Annotated in this window: 13 protein-coding genes; 9 read left to right on the top strand and 4 right to left on the bottom strand. The window is 67.9% G+C overall.

Annotation, left to right across the window (positions count from 1 at the left end; genetic code table 11):
- Positions 1-1,080: 1,080 nt before the first annotated feature.
- The 3 genes from ABZ656_RS18575 to ABZ656_RS18565 are packed head-to-tail and all read left to right on the top strand — an operon-like array spanning position 1,081 to position 4,018.
- Entirely contained in the window at positions 1,081-2,082 is a 1,002-nt protein-coding gene (locus tag ABZ656_RS18575; RefSeq protein ID WP_360269251.1) for a bifunctional DNA primase/polymerase, read from the top strand.
- Positions 2,079-3,620, top strand: coding sequence for a phage/plasmid primase, P4 family (locus ABZ656_RS18570; protein ID WP_101408526.1), 1,542 nt, complete (start codon positions 2,079-2,081; stop codon positions 3,618-3,620). Before ABZ656_RS18575 ends, ABZ656_RS18570 begins: the two co-directional genes overlap by 4 nt.
- Positions 3,617-4,018, top strand: coding sequence for a DUF6009 family protein (locus tag ABZ656_RS18565; protein WP_101408527.1), 402 nt, complete (start codon positions 3,617-3,619; stop codon positions 4,016-4,018). The genes ABZ656_RS18570 and ABZ656_RS18565 overlap by 4 nt, the downstream gene beginning before the upstream one ends.
- Positions 4,019-4,161: 143 nt before the next feature.
- Here the strand turns inward: ABZ656_RS18565 and ABZ656_RS18560 are convergent, their stop codons facing one another.
- The 3 genes from ABZ656_RS18560 to ABZ656_RS18550 form a co-directional block, all read right to left on the bottom strand.
- Entirely contained in the window at positions 4,162-5,604 is a 1,443-nt protein-coding gene (locus tag ABZ656_RS18560; RefSeq protein WP_101408715.1) for an NF041680 family putative transposase, read from the bottom strand.
- Positions 5,605-6,263: 659 nt separating this feature from the next.
- Positions 6,264-7,739 carry a helix-turn-helix domain-containing protein gene (locus ABZ656_RS18555; RefSeq protein WP_360269287.1) on the bottom strand — a complete coding sequence of 492 codons (1,476 nt, stop codon included), beginning with the start codon at positions 7,737-7,739 and terminating at the stop codon, positions 6,264-6,266.
- A gap of 384 nt (positions 7,740-8,123) precedes the next feature.
- Positions 8,124-8,681 (bottom strand): hypothetical protein, encoded by a 558-nt coding sequence (locus tag ABZ656_RS18550; RefSeq protein WP_266945889.1) that lies wholly within the window; start codon positions 8,679-8,681, stop codon positions 8,124-8,126.
- Positions 8,682-9,998: 1,317 nt separating this feature from the next.
- On the opposite strand from ABZ656_RS18550, the gene ABZ656_RS18545 reads away from it, so the two are divergent.
- The 3 genes from ABZ656_RS18545 to ABZ656_RS18535 are packed head-to-tail and all read left to right on the top strand — an operon-like array spanning position 9,999 to position 12,258.
- Positions 9,999-10,910, top strand: a complete 912-nt coding sequence (locus tag ABZ656_RS18545) for a DUF6192 family protein (protein ID WP_101408529.1) — start codon at positions 9,999-10,001, stop codon at positions 10,908-10,910.
- A gap of 2 nt (positions 10,911-10,912) precedes the next feature.
- On the top strand, positions 10,913-11,323 hold the full coding sequence (locus ABZ656_RS18540; RefSeq protein ID WP_101408530.1) for a RacP protein: 411 nt from the start codon (positions 10,913-10,915) through the stop codon (positions 11,321-11,323).
- Positions 11,320-12,258, top strand: a complete 939-nt coding sequence (locus ABZ656_RS18535; protein WP_360269248.1) for an IS5 family transposase — start codon at positions 11,320-11,322, stop codon at positions 12,256-12,258. The genes ABZ656_RS18540 and ABZ656_RS18535 overlap by 4 nt, the downstream gene beginning before the upstream one ends.
- A gap of 129 nt (positions 12,259-12,387) precedes the next feature.
- Here ABZ656_RS18535 and ABZ656_RS18530 read toward each other — a convergent pair whose 3' ends face one another.
- Complete coding sequence (locus ABZ656_RS18530) at positions 12,388-13,833, bottom strand: NF041680 family putative transposase (RefSeq protein ID WP_360269246.1); 1,446 nt, start codon at positions 13,831-13,833, stop codon at positions 12,388-12,390.
- 1,031 nt (positions 13,834-14,864) lie between these two features.
- On the opposite strand from ABZ656_RS18530, the gene ABZ656_RS18525 reads away from it, so the two are divergent.
- The 3 genes from ABZ656_RS18525 to ABZ656_RS18515 all read left to right on the top strand — a co-directional run bounded on the left by ABZ656_RS18525 (position 14,865) and on the right by ABZ656_RS18515 (position 19,186).
- Positions 14,865-16,466, top strand: a complete 1,602-nt coding sequence (locus ABZ656_RS18525) for a hypothetical protein (protein ID WP_360269244.1) — start codon at positions 14,865-14,867, stop codon at positions 16,464-16,466.
- Positions 16,467-16,796: 330 nt separating this feature from the next.
- Complete coding sequence (locus ABZ656_RS18520; RefSeq protein WP_101408534.1) at positions 16,797-18,062, top strand: ParA family protein; 1,266 nt, start codon at positions 16,797-16,799, stop codon at positions 18,060-18,062.
- Entirely contained in the window at positions 18,059-19,186 is a 1,128-nt protein-coding gene (locus ABZ656_RS18515; protein ID WP_101408535.1) for a ParB/RepB/Spo0J family partition protein, read from the top strand. The genes ABZ656_RS18520 and ABZ656_RS18515 overlap by 4 nt, the downstream gene beginning before the upstream one ends.
- Positions 19,187-19,377 lie beyond the last annotated feature (191 nt).

The following is a 19,377-nucleotide window of genomic DNA, read 5'->3' as shown; positions in this document are numbered from 1 at the left end:
GGCTGGCGGGTCGTCGTCGCGGCGGTGCTGCAGGTGGTGGCGGATCTTCCGCAAGACCGCCCTGGCTGGGCGGTCCTTCGCCAACCCCGACGACATCGCCCAGGCCACAGCCCTGGCCACGCAGCAGCTCAACGCCCGCGCACGGCCATGGGTCTGGGGCCGGCCAGCCCCGCCGACCCGCCCACTACGACGCCGATATGTGTACATCCAATGAGGAATCCAGCACTAGCGCTCTGTCAGGAAGCGAACTCCTCCTGCAGTAGTTCAGTAACCGGCCGCGCGGATCGTTGTGAACCAGCTCGAGCATGTCCCGCACCTTTCTTCCGGTCGGGGCAGTAAATCGGACAGGTCTGACATCCGGCCCTGCTGCCGGTCGCGGCGCCATGCCTGGTGCAGGACTCCGCGACCGCGGAGGCGGTCTCCCAAGTGCCCCGGACTGCCCTGAGCGACCGAAGCGACTCATGGCTGGGTTCTCCGTCACAGCGGCCAGTCGCGAGCCCTTTGTCGGCCGCTCAGTCGCTTCAGTCGCTTGGGTTGTTGCGGGGGTGGACGAAGACAGCGACCGAAGGCCCAGCTACCCAGCGACTGTTCGGTCGCTGCTCGCCTGATGTACGAATGTGCAGGTCAAAGCAGTGATCAAGAGTTCACAGCGACCGAAGCGACTCAAGGTCGGGGTATATGAAGACGTTCCTGTGTGCGCGTGTGCGTTACATATAGGGAGCTTCAGTCGCTTCAGTCGCTGTTCTGAGTCGTGCGTAGCATCTGACCTGCAGTTTTCTGTGAACTGGAGCGGCAGCGACTGAATGTCTCTGGGTCGCTGCCTTCTGTGTTGGGTCGCTGCCGGTGCCTGCCGGTCGCATCATCGACACGGCCTCGGGGTTCCTTCGCACGTGCTGCACGTCCTCAAGGGCCACGTTCGCTAGGCTGTGTCCGTCGTTGAGTCGCTTCGGTCGCTGATAGGGGGTGTGTATGCGTGCTGACCTGCGCCTTTCTGGCAGCGACTCACGGCAGCCCGCCCCCGAGTCTTCAGTCGCTGCCTCCCTGGCCACTGCCAGCTGGTGCGCGCGCCGTGGCTGGCCCGTGCACCCCCTGGCCGCCGGCCGCAAAACTCCGGCCGCCAACTGCACCCAGTGCCGCACGACTCCGCACCCGCCCGCCGAGTGCCCGTGCCTGCCCGCAGGCCGCTGGTGCCACGGGTTCCACGCCGCCACCCTCGACCAGCGCTATATCACCCAGTGGTGGGGCGCCCACCCGGAGTTCGGCGTCGGCATCGCCTGCGGCCCGGCCGGTCTGGTCGTCATCGACATCGACGCCCACCTCACCCAGCCGCCCACCCGGGACCGGATCCTGCCCGGTATCCCGATCGGCGACGACATCGATCTCACCGGCCTGGCCAACGGCTTCCACACCCTTGCCGTCCTGGCCGCTCTGCGCGGCCAGCACAGCCCCGCGGAAGACGACACCACGCTGCGCGTCCGTACCCCCTCAGGCGGCCTGCACGTCTGGTACCGGGCAGCCGACAACCGGCGCTGGCGCTGCTCCGCAGGCTCCAGCCAGGGCACCGCACTGGCCTGGCAGGTCGACGTCCGTGCGCACGGGGGCTACATCATCGCCCCCGGTACCACCACCCGTGACGGCACCTACGTCCCGGTCGACAGCGTCCGCGAGCTGGCCGCCTTGCCCACCTGGCTTGCCCAGGAACTCGAGCGCACCGGTCACCTACCCGCCCCGAGCATCCCCGCACCCCGACCGGTCCCGCCACGCGCCCAGCAGGCTGTGCTCGCCGCGGGCGGCGGCCGCGACCGCATCCAGCGCATGCTTGCCTCCGTCCTCGCCCCCGTCGAGGCCTGCGGCCACCTCACCGAAGGCGCAGGGTTCTCCGACACCCTCAACCGTGCCGCCTACACTCTCGGCGGCCTCGTCGCCGCAGGCCGCCTTACCGAGGAAGAAGCCGAGCTCGCCCTCACCCAGGCTGCGGCCGACGCCCGCCCGGGCCAGGAGCGCCGAGCCGCCCAGATCATCCGCAGCGGCATGACCGCAGGCCGCCAGCACCCCCTCCACACGCGAAGGGGCCCCCGATGACGTCACACCGCAACGAGACCGAGGCCCTCTTCGAGTTCGACCCCGAAGCCGTCGCCGCCCAGATCCGCAACCAGGCACGCCCCGCACCAGCCACCACCGTTGCTCTGCCGGCCCAGGCTGACGCCTCCCGCGCGGCCGCCGGAGAAGCGACCGCTGCCGGACTCCTGCCCGACACCCTTACCGACCGCGGCAACGCCAAGCTGTTCGTCAAGCTGTATGCCAACGACTACCGGCACGTGCCCGGGATGGGCTGGTACCGGTGGGACACCACCCGCTGGCAGATCGACGAGGACGACACCGTGCTTTGGGCAGCCGGTGACCTCGCCGAGGCTATCGCCGTCCACGACCCCCGTGGCGTGCTCACGGCCCAGGCCCTGCAGTCGCACCGCCGCCGCGCGCTGTCCACCACGGGCATGAACGCGATGCTCGCCCAGGCCAAGTCCGCCCCTGGCATGGTTCTCAACGCCGCTCTCCTGGACGCCGACCCATACGCCCTGTGCACTCCCGACGGGATCGTCGACCTGCGCACCGGCCTGGTCAAGGTCCCCGACCCCAACAAGGATTTCCACTCCCGCTCCACAGCCGTCGGCCCGCAGAGCATGCCCATCCCGCGCTGGGAGCGGTTTTTGACCGATACCTTCGGCGCCGACGCCGAAGACCGGCAGATGATCGCCTACCTGCAGCTGCTGCTGGGCTATTCCGTCACCGGTGACGTCGGCGGCCAGGTCCTCCCTTTCCTGTTCGGCTCCGGCAAGAACGGTAAATCCGTCCTCCTGGACGTCCTGATGAAGCTCCTGGGCGACTACGCGGACGCGGCCCCGCCCGGCTTTCTGATGGCCCGCCCCTACGAAGGCCACCCCACAGACCTGGCCGAACTCCACGGCCGACGCGTCATTGTCTGTTCCGAGGTGAAACCGGGGGACAAGTTCGACGAAGGCCGCGTCAAGCTGCTGACCGGCGGAGACCGCATCAAGGCCCGCCGCATGAGGCAGGACTTCTTCGGCTTCAACCCCACCCACAAACTGTGGCTGCTGGGCAACCACCGCCCCGAAGTCGGCACCGGCGGCTTCGCGTTCTGGCGCCGCATGCGGCTGATCCCGTTCGAGCGGGTCGTCCCCGACCACCGCAAGATCGACAACCTCGCGGACCTCCTCGTCACCGAGGAAGGCCCCGGCATTCTCACGTGGCTCGTCGACGGCGCCCGCCGCTACCTCGCCGGCGACCGCGACCTGACCGGCCCTGAACGCGTCCGGATCGCCACCAGCGCCTACGCGGAAACCGAGGACCACACCGGCCGCTTCTACGAAGAGTGCTGCCGCCTCGACACCGAACTGCGCGCGGAACAGACGGCGCTCTACGCCGCCTACCGGGCCTGGTGCCAGAATGAAGGGGCACCGGCCATGTCCTCGCGTGCGTTCGCGTCCCGTACCCGGGAACTCGTCGGCCTGGCCTCGCCCAAGGAGATGATCCTGTCCAACCAGCGCAAGCACTACCCCGGCATCGGACTGCTCACCGACCAGGAGAGGGACCGCGCATGAGCTCCCTGATTACCGAGGACGAGATCAGCCACGAAGCCGACATCGTGTGGTTGGAGGACATCGACCACCTCGACTACGTCCGTCAGAGCCTGGACCGGCTCCCCACCCGCAAGGGAAAGCCGGCTTACCACCGCGACGGCCGCATGGTCGGCTACGTCCTCCTGGGCCCCACCGCCAAACCCTCCCGCGCCTCCGGCACGTTCCGCCGCCGCGTGTTCTGGCTGTTGCCCCACGACCGCGACAGCCAGCCCGTGGGCTTGTACGCCAAGAGCGCCCCCGCCGAAGCCGTCGATCCTCGCACCCTGGAACCCCGCGTCAAGGGCTACAAGACCGAACGCTCCGAAGGCGGCCCGCCCTCCAGCGCCATGCAGGAGCTCGGCATAACGCTGCCGCTGTAGTCGTGCTGTCGATGTTGCGCTTCCCCAGCAGCAGGCCCGTCTGGGGGCTGGTCCTCGGTCACGGCTCAGTGAATGGTCAGTCCGTATTCGGCGGCGACGCGCCGAAGACCCTTGTCCATCGTCGTCTGGAACTTGTTCTTTATCTACCAAGATCTTCCAGGCTTGCCGATGGCCTTGAGGGTCTCGGGGCGTTTGACGGTCTTGCCGACGTCGTAGCGGGGTGCCCGATGTTTGTTCTTGGCGCCGGGTGGCCGTCCGGGGCCAGCGCCTCGGGGTTTGGGAACACGGGTCGGGCAGGTGAGATGAGCGCGGATGTTCCTGAGCCCCCGGCGGACCCGGGCCGGGGTGAGCCGGTTGGAGGCAGCGGGCTTCTCCCAGGGCCGGCGGAGGTCCGCAGCGAGGGGACGGGCGAGCCGGAGTTGGGTGTGAGCGACGATCAGGAGCCAGGTCCAGCGGTCCGCCGCCTCAGGAGTACGGAGTTTCGGAGTGGCCCAGCCGAGGGTCTGCTTCGCGAATCGGAAGGTGTGCTCCAGATCGAAGCGGCGGAGAAATGCCTGCCAGAAACGGTCCACGTCGTCCGGGGTGGCACCGGTCTTGGAGGACCATAACCACACCGGCGGGGCATCTCGGTCCTTCGATAGGTGCTCGACCTTCAGCCGAATCAACGTGCCCTCGACCAAGGGCAGTTCGCCGTCGTGGTCGAGCCAGGAGGAGCGGTGGGTGAGCCTGGGGTGCACCCGGTCCCACGCCTGGGTTTCGGCCTTGCCGTAGTTGCTGGTGTCGGTGACCGTGGTGATCGCGGGCTCGGGCCAGGTGTCCGGCTTGGTGAAGCGGAATTCAGGGCCGTGCTTGGGAGGCCGACCGTTGACGCCGTGCATCCTCGGCGGCTTCGGCAGGCGCATGACGCGGTCGGAGCGGACCCGGCCGACCATCTCGACGGGCAGGTCGCGCAGGACCCAGGCCAGGCGGGTGACGTCGTAGCCGGCGTCGCTGACGATCACGATGGCCGGGTCCCCGGCTTGCCACTGGCCTGTGGCGATGAGCCGTTCAACGACTCCTCGGAGCTGGGCGGCGGTGACCGCGGTCGCGTCGTCCGCCGGGCCGAGCCGAACCGTGTCCAGGATCGCGGTCCAGGAGGTAGCGCCCGGCTCCAGCGCGGCCACGAAGGAGTAGGGCCAGCCCGGAATGAACTGCGATGCTGTCTTCGCGCGGCCGTAGACGTGGCAAAACAGCCGCTCTGCTGAGCATGGCGCATCCGAGCGGAGCCACGGCGACACGTCGACCGCCAGGACCAGGCGCCCGCCCTCGAAACGCGGCAGGGGTAGCCCGGCCAGCACCGTCTGGAGCTGGTCGACGTCGATCCGGCCGTGGTTCAGGCCGCCGTACATTGCTCCGTGCCCGCGACGATGCTCGGGCAGCAGCGTCAGGTCCACCGGGGACTTCACCGCCCCGTCCGCACACAGCACCGCGTCCACGAGCTCGAACAACTCGTCGCGCCGGGCGGTCAGACACTCGTAGAACTCGCCCCGGAAGCGTGATGCTTCCGCGAACGCCTCCCTTCGGACAGCATCAGGCAGCAGACTCACCCTCACGGCCTTCGTCGTGGTCACGTGCACCTTGGTCGGAGCACATGATCAGGCGAAGGCCGCCCCCACGTCTGGCGAATCCCCATGCGAGCGAATCCGTTCGAGACGCCATTCGAGACCGTGGCACCATGTACCGCATGACGACGAACCGAAAGGTCCATGCCGCGTAGACGGCCAGGACAGATCCGTGCTGGCGCCCCCGGCAGCCACCCGACAACGGGTGCAAGGCCGGTCATCGACGGCCTGTCTTCGCGTGCACTGTCCGAGATCAGCCGCCTCGAGCACACCCGCAACTATCTGCGGCCAGGCGATGTCAGCACAGCTGTGGGTCTGTGGAAGAACTACGTCCACCAGCCCGAGCGGGATCTGTGGCACGACTACGAGTGGGGCAACGTGCACTGGTACTGCTGCGGCAACCCCCTCGAATCCCGAGCCCTCCTCGACACCGTGATGCAGGCCATATCGTCCCGGAGTGCCCACGAACTTGGGAAGGTTGTCAGCCGGTCAGACGCCGTCTGGAACCGTCCGTCCCCGCCCTATGACGCGGACGGTAGATAAAGAACAAGCTGAGAAGCTGTTTCTGAACCCAAAAGGTCAGGTCAGCGCCGGGAGCTGGCCTGGGCCTACACGACGTGGCGGCCCCGCCGCAGGTGGCCTCATCATGCGCTCGCGGAGAGGCCGACAAAGTGGCGCGGCACTTCGCTTGGCTCGGCCAGGTCGAGGGCGCGTAGTGCGAGCCACTGGTCATGGATGGCGCTGGGGGACCGTAGAAGCGAGCGTTTGAGCAGTGCTTCGCTGCGTGTCAGGCGCTTGCGTACGGCGGATGTCGAGATGGACAGTGCGGTCGCGGTGGGGCCGATGCGTGCGTCGAGGCGCAGCCAGGTGGTGAGGGTTTCCGCGATGCATGCTGGGATGTCGGGCGCGGTGACAGGACGGAACTGTTGTTGGGCCCACGCCGCGACACGGGGCAGCAGCAGGAGCTCGTCCAAGGTGGGTAACGTCTGCCCCGCCGGTGCGGCATCGTCCTCTGGCGGTGGCGGGATCTTTGCGGTGATGGTGCGCAGGGCGAGTGCCAGTGCGGCTTGGTCGGCGAGCCGATGCAGGTCTGCGCCGAGCAGTTCTTGGATGCATGTCAGGCGCGCGCTCAGGGTGTTGCGGTGAATATTCAGGTGGGCCGTCGCACGGGAGTGGAAGCTGAGCCATGACGCGGCGGTGGCCAGCAGTTCCGCGCTGTCGGGGTCCTGGGCCCGCTTGGCGCGGTGGGTACGGATCGGTGAGAGGAAGGCTTCGGCCCAGGTTGCCGCTGCGGGCCCGATGGTCGGTGCCAGGTCGGGGTTGGCCGCGAACGAGGCCTGCCGTTTGGAGCTGCCGCGTGCGGCGGCGAGTGCGTGGAATGCCTGAGCGTAGCCGGTGGCGGTTTCCCGCAGGGGCACGGCGCTGCTCTCTCCGATCCAGCAGGTGGCCGCCAGCTCGGGGGGCCAGACCGGTGCCGGGGCGCCGTCACCGGGCGCAAGCATGAAGAGGTGGTCGGCGTACACCGGGCATTGCACGACCCATGCGCCTTCGGCCACATCGGTCAGTTCCTCGACCAGTTGGCTGCGATCCCTCGGCGGACACTCGATGACGTACACCCGCACCATCGCGGGCAGAGCCGGGCGTAGCGCCCCCGCGATCTGGCGGGCAGCGGACGTATGGCCGTTGAGCAGCAAATGCAGGACTGCTTCGCGCGTCCCGGCTTCGGCGATCCTCAGCCGACGCTGCTTTAGCCGGGTGTGTTCCGCCAGCCAGCTCAGACTCAGCACGGATGTGGCATCCGCGAGCAGGAGCGGCAGTTCAGGTGGTGCCGGCCGGGGCACGACGGCAGCGAGAAGGGGCGCGGTGGCACCCCGCGATCCGTCGAGGGGAAGGACGATGCAGGTGAGTCCGTCCTGGTCGATGGCAACGGACCTCAGCCGCCGCTCAGCTAACTCTCGTGCACCGCGCAGCGCGAGACCACGCTCGGCGTCGCCGAGGAGAGCGTGGGGCGGGTGGTCCGGAGCACCCGCAGAGTTCATCAGAAAGATGGTGGCGCCGGTGCGGCCCGCTAGCCAGCGAAGCACAGGCCCGGTGCCGCCCTTGCGGGCTGCACGCTGCATGTCCAGCACGGCGTCGGCCCGTCGAATCCGTCCGACAGTCGCCGTGTCCGCACGCAGATCACCCTGCATATCGTCCCCCGAGAGACTCGCAAGCCGCTTCGGTCGCAGAGTAGGCAGGTGCTGGCAGGGGCACAACAAGGCTCGCTGTGCGGACCGACACTGGAGGGCCCGTCTCACAGTGCCAACAGATCCTTCGCGCCGCTCGCAGCCGTCATGGCGGGGCTGCGGGCGGCGTTCGAGCACTGCAACCGGGATGCAACCGGGACGGATCTGTCACCTCCCGCTGGCACCGGGTTCACCTGCGCCGGGACACCCGGCGTCACCGTGCACCTGCGCAACGGTTCCGAGCGGCAGCACCCGGCGTGACCCCACCGTCGAAGATCTCTAGCAGATGCTCTGGCTGTCGAGGGCGGCATCCCACCCGCCTCCCGGGTCACCTCCGGTCGAGTACTGGTGCCAGTCGGAGTCGAAGAACACGCTGTTCTCCTGGCTGCCGTCGGAGTAGGAGGTACGCACCCAGCCCCGAGCCTGGAAGGACTTGGGCGCCGGGTAGTTGTCGATGGATTGGGCCGCAGTGATGACGCCGTACCAGCGCTTGAATCCGTTGGAGTCACCGTGCGAGATGACGTGCCCGTTCTGATCGACGAGGTCGACCGCGAGCCACCAGCCCGGGCCCGACGGGAAGTGGCAGTCCATGTTGTAGTAGTCGACGTCCAGCTCCGCCCAGGTGGACCGTTGACACGAGTTGTAGTAGAGCGTGATCGTTCCCAGCGGCGCATCGTCCCTGCTGTCGGTCAGCGTGTGCGAGCCGACCATGGCGCTGGAGCCGCATGCGTGGGCCGACGGGGACGATGCGACAACCCCGAGGCAGGCCATCGGCAGTACGACCGCGGCGGCAAGCGCCAGCCTGGTTGTTCTGATCAGAGGTACGAAAGCGGGCATGGGTGTACTCCTTGGCTGACGGAGGGCCCCGGTCCGTGTCAGGCCGAGGGAGGGGAGCGGGTGCTGTCGAAGCAGGCCGGGCTCCGGCCCGGGGAGAGGGTGCAGAGGAGAGTCGCTGTGGCAGTAGTTGCAGGAGGCGTTGTTCCAGTTGAGTTGCAAGGTGACAGGCGCGGTCACGCTCGTCGGCGCGCCGCCGTCGCTGGTGACGATGAGGACCGACTGTCAGTAGCTGCCCGAGGTCTTCATGCAGGGCGGCACATGAGGCCCGTTGATGTCGACGGTACTGCCGGGCCGGCCACAGTGCTCACGGCCGAGCCCAGGGCGCACACCGTGAGCGCCTTGAGTGTCTTGTTCATTGGTCTTCCCCCTGTATGACGGTGGACATGGCTGTGCCATGACAGGTGTGGCGGATCCCGGGGACTTCGGCAGCGCAGACGGGGATTGTCCCCATCGCCCTCCACCAGAATCTAGGCTCGCCAACGCGCTCTGAGAAGTGCCTGGTTGCACGGTGACGGCGGGGTTTCGGTGCCGATGTGCACAGCGAGCGGCGAATGAGCTTGTCCTACGGTCTTACATGACAAGTTGAGCGCCGCCTACGCGAAATCGATTTGTCATGGTTCATGCTGACATCCACTAATTTATAGACCCCTAGAAAGCCCGCGCGAGACACTCACCCTTCGGGAGATCGGCGAAGAGATCGGCATGTCCACCCCTCGCGTCGACCAGGTGGCCAAGGGCAAATAGCCCGGCGCCACATTGGGGAAACAGTCAGCCCCCGCCGGGGTCTCCCGGTGCCTGTGTCTGCTTCGTACGGTGTCCGGTATGAGCCAAGACGGGGTGCCCCGGCTGCGGTTGGTCGCCGTCACGGTCGACGAGGGCGGGCCGCGGTTGTGCCGGGGATGCGGTGGTCCGCTGATGCCGTCGGCGAAGGCGACGGCGGTGTTCTGCGAGGACGCGTGCCGTTCGCGGCACTGGCGGCGAATGCGGCGGGCGAGGGTGCGAACCGAGGCGGTGAAGGCCGGCGTGACGGCCTCGTGTTCACAGTGCGGGACGGTGTGGACGGTCGGGGTCGGCCGTCCCGTCTCGGCTGTCTACTGCTCTCCCGTCTGCCGCAAACGGGCCTGGAACGCGCGGCGCGCGCAGTCCGATGGGGCGTGAGCCTGCGCGTCCGGTGGCGGTGGAGCTGCTTCGAGCGCCGGGCCGGTACGCTCTTCCAGCGGAGGAGAGGCGGTCGGATCGTGCGAAGTGACGGGCTTCCAGGGCGAGTTGACGGCACGCGAGGGTGTTGTCCCCGGGGCTCGTGGGGGTGGTGTCCGGATGACCGGAATGGTCGGCAGTGTGACCCGGCAGCGCTACGACGAGCTGGTCAAGCTGGGGCGGGACTGGGTCGCCACGATGAGCAGCGTCCAGTGGCAGCTCGGGGACGCGGCCACGGAGATCGAGCCGATGCGCCCCTACGGCGGTTCCAACCCGTCGGGCAACGAGGAACTGTTCACGGTCAGCGAGGCGTTGCGCCTGTTCGCCGAGGACGTCGGCCTCGCCTACACGACGATCCGGGACTACCGGTGGGTGGCCTCGCGCTGGCCGAAGGAACACCGGCGGGCCGACGTCTCCCACACCATCCACAAGATCCTTGCCTCCATCGCGGATGAACAGGAGCGGTTCGAGGCGGTGGACAACCCCCCGCCCAGTCCGCGTGGCGGGCCCGCGCGCTGGACGCACGACAGCGCGAAGCGGATCGTCGGCTGGAAGGTCGACACCCCCGAGAGCGTTCAGGAGAAGGTGGACGCGATCCACGACCTGGCCGCCGACGACCAGGTGGCCGCGCGGGTGGCCACCGACTTCCTGCGCCGCCCGGCGGTAGCCTCGAAGGCGATGGCCGACGGCACAGCCAGGCATGCAGTGAATGAGGCGCAGTTCGACCAGTTCCGCCAGCAGGTCCAGTACGGGCAGGAGGAAGCCGCCCCGCAGCTGGACCAGCTGCGGCGCATGGAACACAGCACCCAGTTCATGGACCTGGTCGCGGTCTGCACGCAGTTCACCGTCACCGCCGGAAGGATCGTGCCGAACCTGCGGGGTGAGCCCTACGACGACGCCGAACGCGAGACGATCCTGCGGGGCCTTGCGCGGGTGAGGGCGTCGGCGGACTGGATCGAGAACGCGGTCACCCGCGGCGAGGTCGACCTGGACGAGCAGCTCCAGAAGCTGCTGAAGGGCTCGGGCGAGTAGCGATGGGGCGGGGCGTTCCCGCTCACGTCCACGCCGAAGCCGTCCTCTCCGCCCTCCTGGAAGCCCGCCCCGCCGGCCTGACGATCGTCCAGCTGATGGCGGCCACCGAGCGCACCCGCGCGCAGGTCCACACCGGGCTCGCGCACCTGCGCCAGGTGGCCGCGGCGAAGGGGCTTCCACCGGTGACCTGGGACAAGACGTGGGGATATCGGATGCTGGACGACGCGCCGGAGGTCTGGATCGGCTACGAGCGGGCGTTCTTCGAGTCCGTCCACCACCGGGTGGAGAACTTCATCGCCGGGATCCTCCTGCCGCACCAGAAGAAGAAGCCCGACGATCCCTATATCCGCACGGTCATGGCGCAGATGGGCGCGATCGAGTCCACCCTGCACCTCCTCGCCAGCCTGGAGTGAACCCCCGGAAAGGCAACGGGCCGCGACCGCCCGGCAGCTGGCTCCTTCCTCAGGTCGCGGCCCGGCACCCCGGCATGCCGCTGCCCCGCTACCGCTATCCCTCCGACACCAGCGACCTCGAATGGGTCCTGCTGGAACGGCTCCTGCCCACCCCCTCCTGCCAGACACCGAAGGGCGGGGCCCCGGAGAAGTGGCCCCGCCGCCGCGTGGTCGACGCCATCCGCTACATCACCGATAACGGGGCGAAGTGGCGGGCGCTGCCCGCTGACTTCGGCATTCCGTGGCGCACTGTGTTCGGGTATTTCGCCCGCTGGGCGAAGGCCGGCGTCCTGCGGCGCATCCTCGACCAGCTCCGCCGGCGGTTGAGGCTGCGGCGAGGGCGGTGTCCCTGGCCGGTCCGGGTGATCGTGGACTCGCAGTCCGTCAAGGGCGCGGAGACCGTATCGAAAGCCACACGCGGCTACGACGCCAATAAGCACATCAACGGGAGGAAGCGGAATCTTCTGGTCGACCAGGACGGCTTTCTCGTCGACCTCCTCGTCACGCCCGCCGACGTCCAGGACCGGGACGCCGCCCGCGTTCTGCTGACCCGCCTTCATGCCGAGCACCCCGAAATCGTCCTGGTCTGGGCCGACAACGGTTACGGCGGCGAGGAGTTCGCCACCTGGGCCCAGGACACCCTCGGCATCACCGTCAAGGTCGTCTCCCGGCCCAGGGACGCCAAGGGCTTCGTCCTGCTGCCCAAGCGCTGGGTGGTTGAACGCTCGAATTCGTGGACGATGCGAGCCCGCCGCAACTCGCGGGACTACGAACGCCTCATGTCCCACGCCGAAGCTCACATTCAGTGGGCGTTCATCACCCTCATGACCCGCCGCCTCACCCGCCGGAACCGTCGAAACGAGACCGTCCCGGCCTCTCCCACGGCAGCCGCCTGACGATCTCTCATTTGCCGTTCGGTTCGGTGTCCATCCGACGCCGAACCGAACGGCAAGAACGATCACCCCTCCTCCCTATGCCCTATGACCTGCGGAAAGAGGATGTGACACAGCTTGTGAGCTTGGCGTTTATCCTCGGCGGGTTTGGTGTTCCTTGATTGACTCGGCGCGTTTGACGGTCTTGCCGACGTCGTGGCGCTTGGCCCGGTGCTTGTTCTTCGAGCCGGGAGGCCGTCCCGGGCCCGGCTTGGACGGTTTCGGTGCGGCCGCCGGACGGGCCGCCGTCGCGCCGATGTTGCGAAACCCCCGGCGGACGCGTGCGGGAGTGAGGCGGCGGGGCTCAGCGGGTCGCTCCCAGGGACGGCGTAGGTCCTCGGCTAGGGGGCGGGCGAGGCGGAGCTGGGTGTGGGCGGCGATGACGAGCCAGGTCCACAGATCGGCGCTGTCGGCGTGGCGGACCTTCGGGGCGGTCCAGCCGAGCGTCTGCTTCAGGAGCCTGAAGGTGTGCTCAAGATCGAATCTGCGGAGGAACGACTGCCACCAGCGGTCCACGTCCGCCGGCGTCGCGGCGGTGGCTGAGCACCACAGCCAGACCAGTTTCGGGTCGCGGTCGCCCGGCAGGCGCTCGACCTGTAGCCGCACCAACGTGCCGTGCAGGACGGGCAGTTCCTCCTCGGCGTGGTCCAGCCATGGGCCGCGGTGGGTGAGTCTGGGGTGCATCCGGTCCCAGGCCATCGCCTCGGCCTTGCCGTAGTGGGTGGTGTCCGTGCTGGTGGTGACGTCGGGCTGGTGCCAGCTGTCGGGCTTGGCGAAGGTGAGGACGCCGCCGTGCCGACGGGGCCGCCCGCCCTTCGGCCCGGGGCGGACCGGGCCTGGGTCGCGGAGCATGACCCGGTCCGAGCGCAGACGCCCGACCAGCACGACCGGCAGGTCGGCCAGGGCGTGGGAGAGGTAGGTGACGTCGTAGCCGGCGTCCATCACGATCAGGATCTCCAGGTCGCCCGGCCGCCAGTGCCCGGCTTGCGTCAACCGCTCAACGATGTCACGTAGTTGGGCGGCGGTCACGGCGGTCGCGTCGTCGGCGGGCCCCAGGCGTACGTCTTCCAGCAACGCGACCCAGGAGGTGCGGCCGGACTCCAGCGCGGCGACGAAGGAGTACGGCCAGCCCGGCACGAACTGGTCCGTCTTGCGGTCGCCACGTCCGTAGACGTGGCAGAACAGCCGGTTGTCGCTGGTCGGGGCATCGGGGCGGAGCCAGTTGCTCACGTCCACGGCCAGCACGATCCGCCCGTCGGCGGCACGTGGCAGCGGCAGGCCAGCCAGCGTGCGGCGCAACCGCGTCGGCTCCAGCCAACCGCGGTCCAACGCCGCGTACAACGCGCCATGCCCGCGTCGGTGCTCGACCGCCAGCGACAGCTCGACCAGGGTCTTCACCGGGCCGTCCGCGCACAGCACCGCGTCCGTGAGCTCGAAGAGCGCGCCCTGGCGAGCGTAGAGGCATTCGTAGAACTCGACCCGAAAGCGGGACAAGATGCCCAATGCGTCGCCTGCGGGCGCGTCGACCGGGAGACTCATACGCAGCGGCCGTTCTCTCGTGCTTCGTGACTCGACATCTCGAAGCGTGGAGGACGGCCGCCCCTGCTGTCCCCGGAAGAACCGCAGATCAGCAGGTCGGGTGACCTGCGAGGATAACGCCAAGCTGAGACGCGGCCATCGATGCCCCGGAAAGGCCGAGACTGCCCCGGGTCCGCTGAGACAGGACAATCGCCCACGCCGCCGCTTCTGGTCTCGCCGCGGCTCCGGTCGGTGATTACGCCGTAATCACGGTGTTCGGGGCCGGCCGCCTCCTGGTGATTACGGCGTAATCACTTGTCCCCGCGGACCCGGTCAGTCTCAGTCTCTCTGGAGGCAGAGGCATCGGCGGCTGCGTCTCCCTGCCCGCTCACACGGTCAAGAAGCCGGCCTGGTCGTACGCTCCACCCTGCCTCCCAACAGCTGAGATGAGCCAGACGCAATAGACAGCCGCGCTGACGAGGGGCCAGGCAGACCACCTCTCCCCCGGGCCCCAACCAGCCCCGCAGACGGGGGCGCGCGGAACCCCGCAATGGGGACGCGCGTCTCCACCAAGGCGCTGCATGCTCTGGCTGCAAAGCCAAGACGAGGGGACCCTGGACATGCCGGGTAGTGACCTGTCTGAGGCAGAACGACGTCTGTGGGACGCATTTCCCCGAGGCCAAAGCATCAGCTTCGGGCCCTCGGTGCTTGGGCCCGGATCGGCATCCGAGACCATCGTGCGCGCCGAGATCATTGCCCGGCTCATGCTCGGTGAACGCGAGCCAGAAGCCGGGCATGTCCCGGCTTTGCGCGTACACGGGGCCAGAGAGACCGGAAGGCTTGAGCTGTCTGGCTGCGACGTTCCCTACGCCCTCACGATGACGGGCTGCACGTTCGACCACGAACCCCGCCTGGAAGCCGCATCAACGAAACTCATAGACCTCACCGGCTCACGGCTGCCTGGTGTGCTGCTGCGAGACGCCCGCATTGACGGCCTCCTCCGCCTCACAGATTGCCGCAGCACGCATTCGGTCCGGCTCACACGGACTCACGTGACCGGCACAGCTGATCTGACAGGCCTGCACGTCAGCGGTGCTCCCGCCCTTCACGCCGACAGCCTCGTGGTCGAGCGCGATCTGCTCTGCCGGGACGCAGCCATCAACGGCGAGTTGCTGATGTGGAGCGCCAGGATCGGCGGGACTCTGGTCCTGGAGGGTGCCCGCATCGTCAACCCGGAGGGCGCGACTCTCAACGGAGACGGGATCGTGGTCGACGGCGGCCTGTTCGGCAGCTCCCGCCTGCCGGGCCACACACTCGTGTCTCAGGGGGTGCTGAGACTGCAGGATGCACGGATCTCCCGCTGCTGCGTGCTCAGCGGTGCACAGCTGAACAATTCCGCCGGTACAGCGGTGCGCGCCGAGCGGCTCCATGTGGACGGTCCACTGGCCCTCGATTCAGCTGCAGTCGAAGGCACAGTCCAAATATCAGGGAGCGCCATCCAGGGCCCCCTTCAACTCCAGAGCGCACGACTCGATGGCGCCAGCCAGTGCACCTTCGACGCCTCACTCGCAAGAATCAGCGCCGACCTGGTCGGCACCTCAGGCTTATCGGCGCGCGGACAAGTCACTCTGGACGGCACCCACATCGAGGGCTCGCTGGACCTGAAGGCGGCACGTCTGCACAACCCGGGACGCCAGACGCTGTCAGCCCGACGGCTGCACGTCGCGGGGCACATCAACTGCCGCGGCCTGTCCTCCGACGGACACATCGTCCTCAACGACGCAGTCGTCGGCACCAGCATCGAGTTTCACGGCGCCCGGCTGTCGAATACGGCTGGGAACACTCTGACCGCCAAGGGACTGTGCGCGGGCGACGCCTTCGAGTGCTGCGGCAGCTTCGCCTCCGATGGCGGGATGTCCTTCACCAGCAGCAGTGTTGCCGGCGTGCTGTGCCTCAAGCGGGCGACGACCGTAGGCCGACTGTCCCTAAGGAAGATCAGAGCGGGTTCCGTCAGAACGAAAGCAGACACCGACCTGAGCGGGCCCGTGGACTTCCGGCACTCACAGATCGATGTCCTCGCCGACGACCCGGCCCGCTGGCCCGACGACCTGCTGCTCGACGGGCTCACCTACCGCCATCTCGAAGCGAGCCTGCCCGTCCGGGACCGTCTCGCCTGGCTGGCGAAGGACGGCACCGGATACCTGCCACAGCCCTACGGGCAACTCGCCACCACCTATACCGCCCAGGGCCACGACGCCGCAGCGCGGCAAGTACTGCTCGCCAAGTGCCGTCGTCAGCGGGCAAGCCAACCGGCGACACTGCGCATCTGGGGCCACATCCAGGACTGGACGGTCGGATTCGGATACGGCTACCGGCCCATGCGCGCGGCAGCGTGGCTCGTGCTCCTGCTGCTCACCGCGACCCTTGCCTTCGCCTCACATCATCCACCCGCAGTGAAGCCGGCCGAGGCGCCCACCTTCAACGCGTTCCTCTACACCCTGGACCTGCTGGTGCCCGTCGTGAGCTTCGGCCAGGAGCAGGCCTTCAACCCGCACGGTTGGCAGCAATGGCTCGCCGCAGCGCTGGTCGCGGCAGGCTGGATCCTGGCCACCACGATCGCCGCAGGCCTGACGAGAAGCCTCTCCCGTCAATGACCTCAACTTTGTCCCTCCAGTGATTACGGCGTAATCACTCGTCCCGGCTTCGGCGCAGAACGGCCTGAGTTGAGGTCCAGGGAGCCGGAGCGCTCAGGCAGTCACACATACGGCTGCGGCCCGAGCCAGACCTGCTGCCGCAGATCGAATAGGACTCCCGGGGCATCGATGTATCAATTAGCATGAAGCGCCCACTGGCGAGCCGGGTGTGATGTCAGGGGCCGGGGGAGAGGACAGGAATCACGCGGGCAACTCCCGATCCGGCGTCAACTTGGCCTAACTAACGTGTCAATCGCTCGGATGATCTAGGACGTTAGTATGGTGTCCCCCATGAGTTCGCCATCCACTTCCAGCGACCGCGAGAAGGTCGTCTCCAAACTGCCGGGACGGCTCCGGCAGAACCTCAAGATCAGAGCCGCCCAGCACGGCATCGACATCCAGACCGCCGTCGAACAGGGCATCCGAGACTGGTGCAGCCTCGCTTCCACCCTCGCCACTCTCGACACCGCGGCAGCCGACTCCTTCTCCACCTTCCTGCCGCCCGGCCAGTGGGAAGAGTTCCGACAGATCGCAACGGACCGACGCGTCTCCCTCATCCAGGGCCTCGCACAGTCCGTCCAGCTATGGCTCGACACGAATCCGGCACCCGACATCCAGCGGCCCGCGATCACCCGCCGCATCGTCGTCTGCAACCAGAAGGGCGGCGTCGGCAAGACCGCCATCACCGCCGGACTGGGCGAAGCACTCGCTGAAGACTCCAACTCCCTGCACCCCGTGCGCGTGGCCAAGGCCCTCACCAAAGCCCTGCGCGCCAGTGAGACCAACGCAGGGGAAGCCGAACCCGCCGACGACCCGCTCGACATCGAGAACTTGCCCGGGCCCGGGATGCGTGTGCTGCTCGTCGACTTCGACCCGCAGTGCCACCTCACCAACCAACTCGGTGCCACCCCGCTACCGCTGAACGGGGACAGTCTCACCAACCACATGGCAGGAGACCCCAAGGGGGAGCTCCGCGATCTCATCGTCTCCGTTGACGACGACGTCTTCGACGGCCGGCTCCACCTCCTGCCCGCCTGCAACGACGCCTTCCTTCTCGACGTGCGGCTGTCCGCGGTCCGCGCCCGCGAATCAGCGCTCGAGCGAGCCCTCGCCCCGCTCGAGAGTGATTACGACGTAATCATCGTCGACTGCCCGCCCAGCCTCGGGCTCAGCATGGACGCCGCCGCCTACTACGGCCGCCGCCGTGACGCCGAGAAGCCCGGACAGTCCGGAGCCCTCGTCGTCGTCCAGGCCGAGGACAGTTCCGCCGACGCCTACGAACTCCTCACCACCCAGGTCGACGACCTGCGCAGCGACCTGCAGGTCGACATCGACTACCTCGGCATCGTCGTCAACCTGTATGACTCCCGCCGCGGTTACATCGCCACGTCCTCCCTTCAAGGCTGGGTCGACATAAAGGATCCGCGCGTTGTCGGACTCATCGGCGACCTCAAGGAACAGAAGGAAGCCGTCCGCGTGAAGAAGCCGCTGCTGTCCTACGCGCCGAAATCGCAGCAGGCAGTCGGCATGCGCGCCCTCGCCAGGGAGGTCCTGTGAGCAAGGCAGACCAGCTCGGCAGCGGCCGCTTCGGCGGGGGAGTGCGCACAGTCAGCGCCCGCCGCCAGGCCGTCGCCGCCGCAACCGGGGTCCCGACAGACGGGATCGCACCGCCCGCGGAACTCCCCGTCCACCGCATCAGCCCGAACCCCGACAACCCGCGCTCCAACCTCGGCGACCTTACCGACCTCGCGGGCAGCCTCAAAACGCACGGCCAGAAGCAGGCGATCACGGTCATGAACCGGGACGCCTACATCAAGGCCAACCCCGACCGCGAGGCCGACCTCGAACCAGACACCACGCACATCGTCATCGACGGCAGCAGCCGGCTTGCCGCGGCCCGCGAAGCCGGCCTTGCCACACTCAAGGTCATGGTCAGCGACGACCAAGGCGGTACTTCCGAGGAACTCCTCGAGTCCGCCCTCGTCGCCAACATCCACCGCCAGGACCTCGAAGAACTGGACGAAGCACGCGCTCTCCAGCGACTCCTCGTCATCCACGGAAGCCAGCGGGCCCTCGCCAAGCGCCTCCACCGCTCCCAGGGCTGGGTGTCACAACGCCTCGCGCTCCTCAATCTCACCCCCGAACTCCAGGCCCGGATCGGGGAAGAGCCCATCGACTTGCTGCGCGCGATCGGCAACAAGCCCGCCGATCAGCAGGCAGCGTCCCTGGACGAGCTCAAAGCAGAACGGGCACGCAAGGAAATCGAGGCCCGAGCCCCCCGTCCGCAGCCGGTGCAGCAGACAGCGGCCGAACCGGCTCCCAGTGTGCCGGAGAACGTCCAGAGTGATTACGGCGTAATCATCAGCAGCACGGCGGCCAACGTCTCGGCCTCAGAGCCCCAGACAGAGGCGCAAGACGAAGAGAGCGGACCCGAACCGGCCGTGCCGGAACCACGCGGCGCCGCCGACCGCCCGCCCAGGACCGACACCGTCAACGAAGACAAGCAGCCGCGCTCTCTGCCCTACGACGATCCGCTGTTCATCGCGATGCACCTGGCACGGAAGATGGAACAGCCCGCCTTCTTCGAAATGCTGCGTGCACTGAACCAGTTCGGGCAGGAACTCGACCCTGAACGGTACGCGCAGATCACGGCACTTGCCGACGCCGAGGAAGCGAGCTGACACGGCGTCACGCTCAACTCGACCGGAAGGAGAAGACACTGAGGTTCTCGCAGCGGCCAGAGGTACATGGGAGCCTGAGTGCTCTTCAGGTATGACTGTCAGTCTTTTCGCACCGGATCCCGCAAGGATCGGGTAGCCCCGGCTGAGGCGGTCTGACTCTTGCTTATGACTGACCCCGTGAGTGTCCTGGC

Source organism: Streptomyces sp. NPDC007095, assembly GCF_040634475.1.
Taxonomy (GTDB): domain Bacteria; phylum Actinomycetota; class Actinomycetes; order Streptomycetales; family Streptomycetaceae; genus Streptomyces.
Note: the sequence above shows the minus strand (reverse complement) of the source record. Positions and strands in the feature narration are given on the sequence as shown.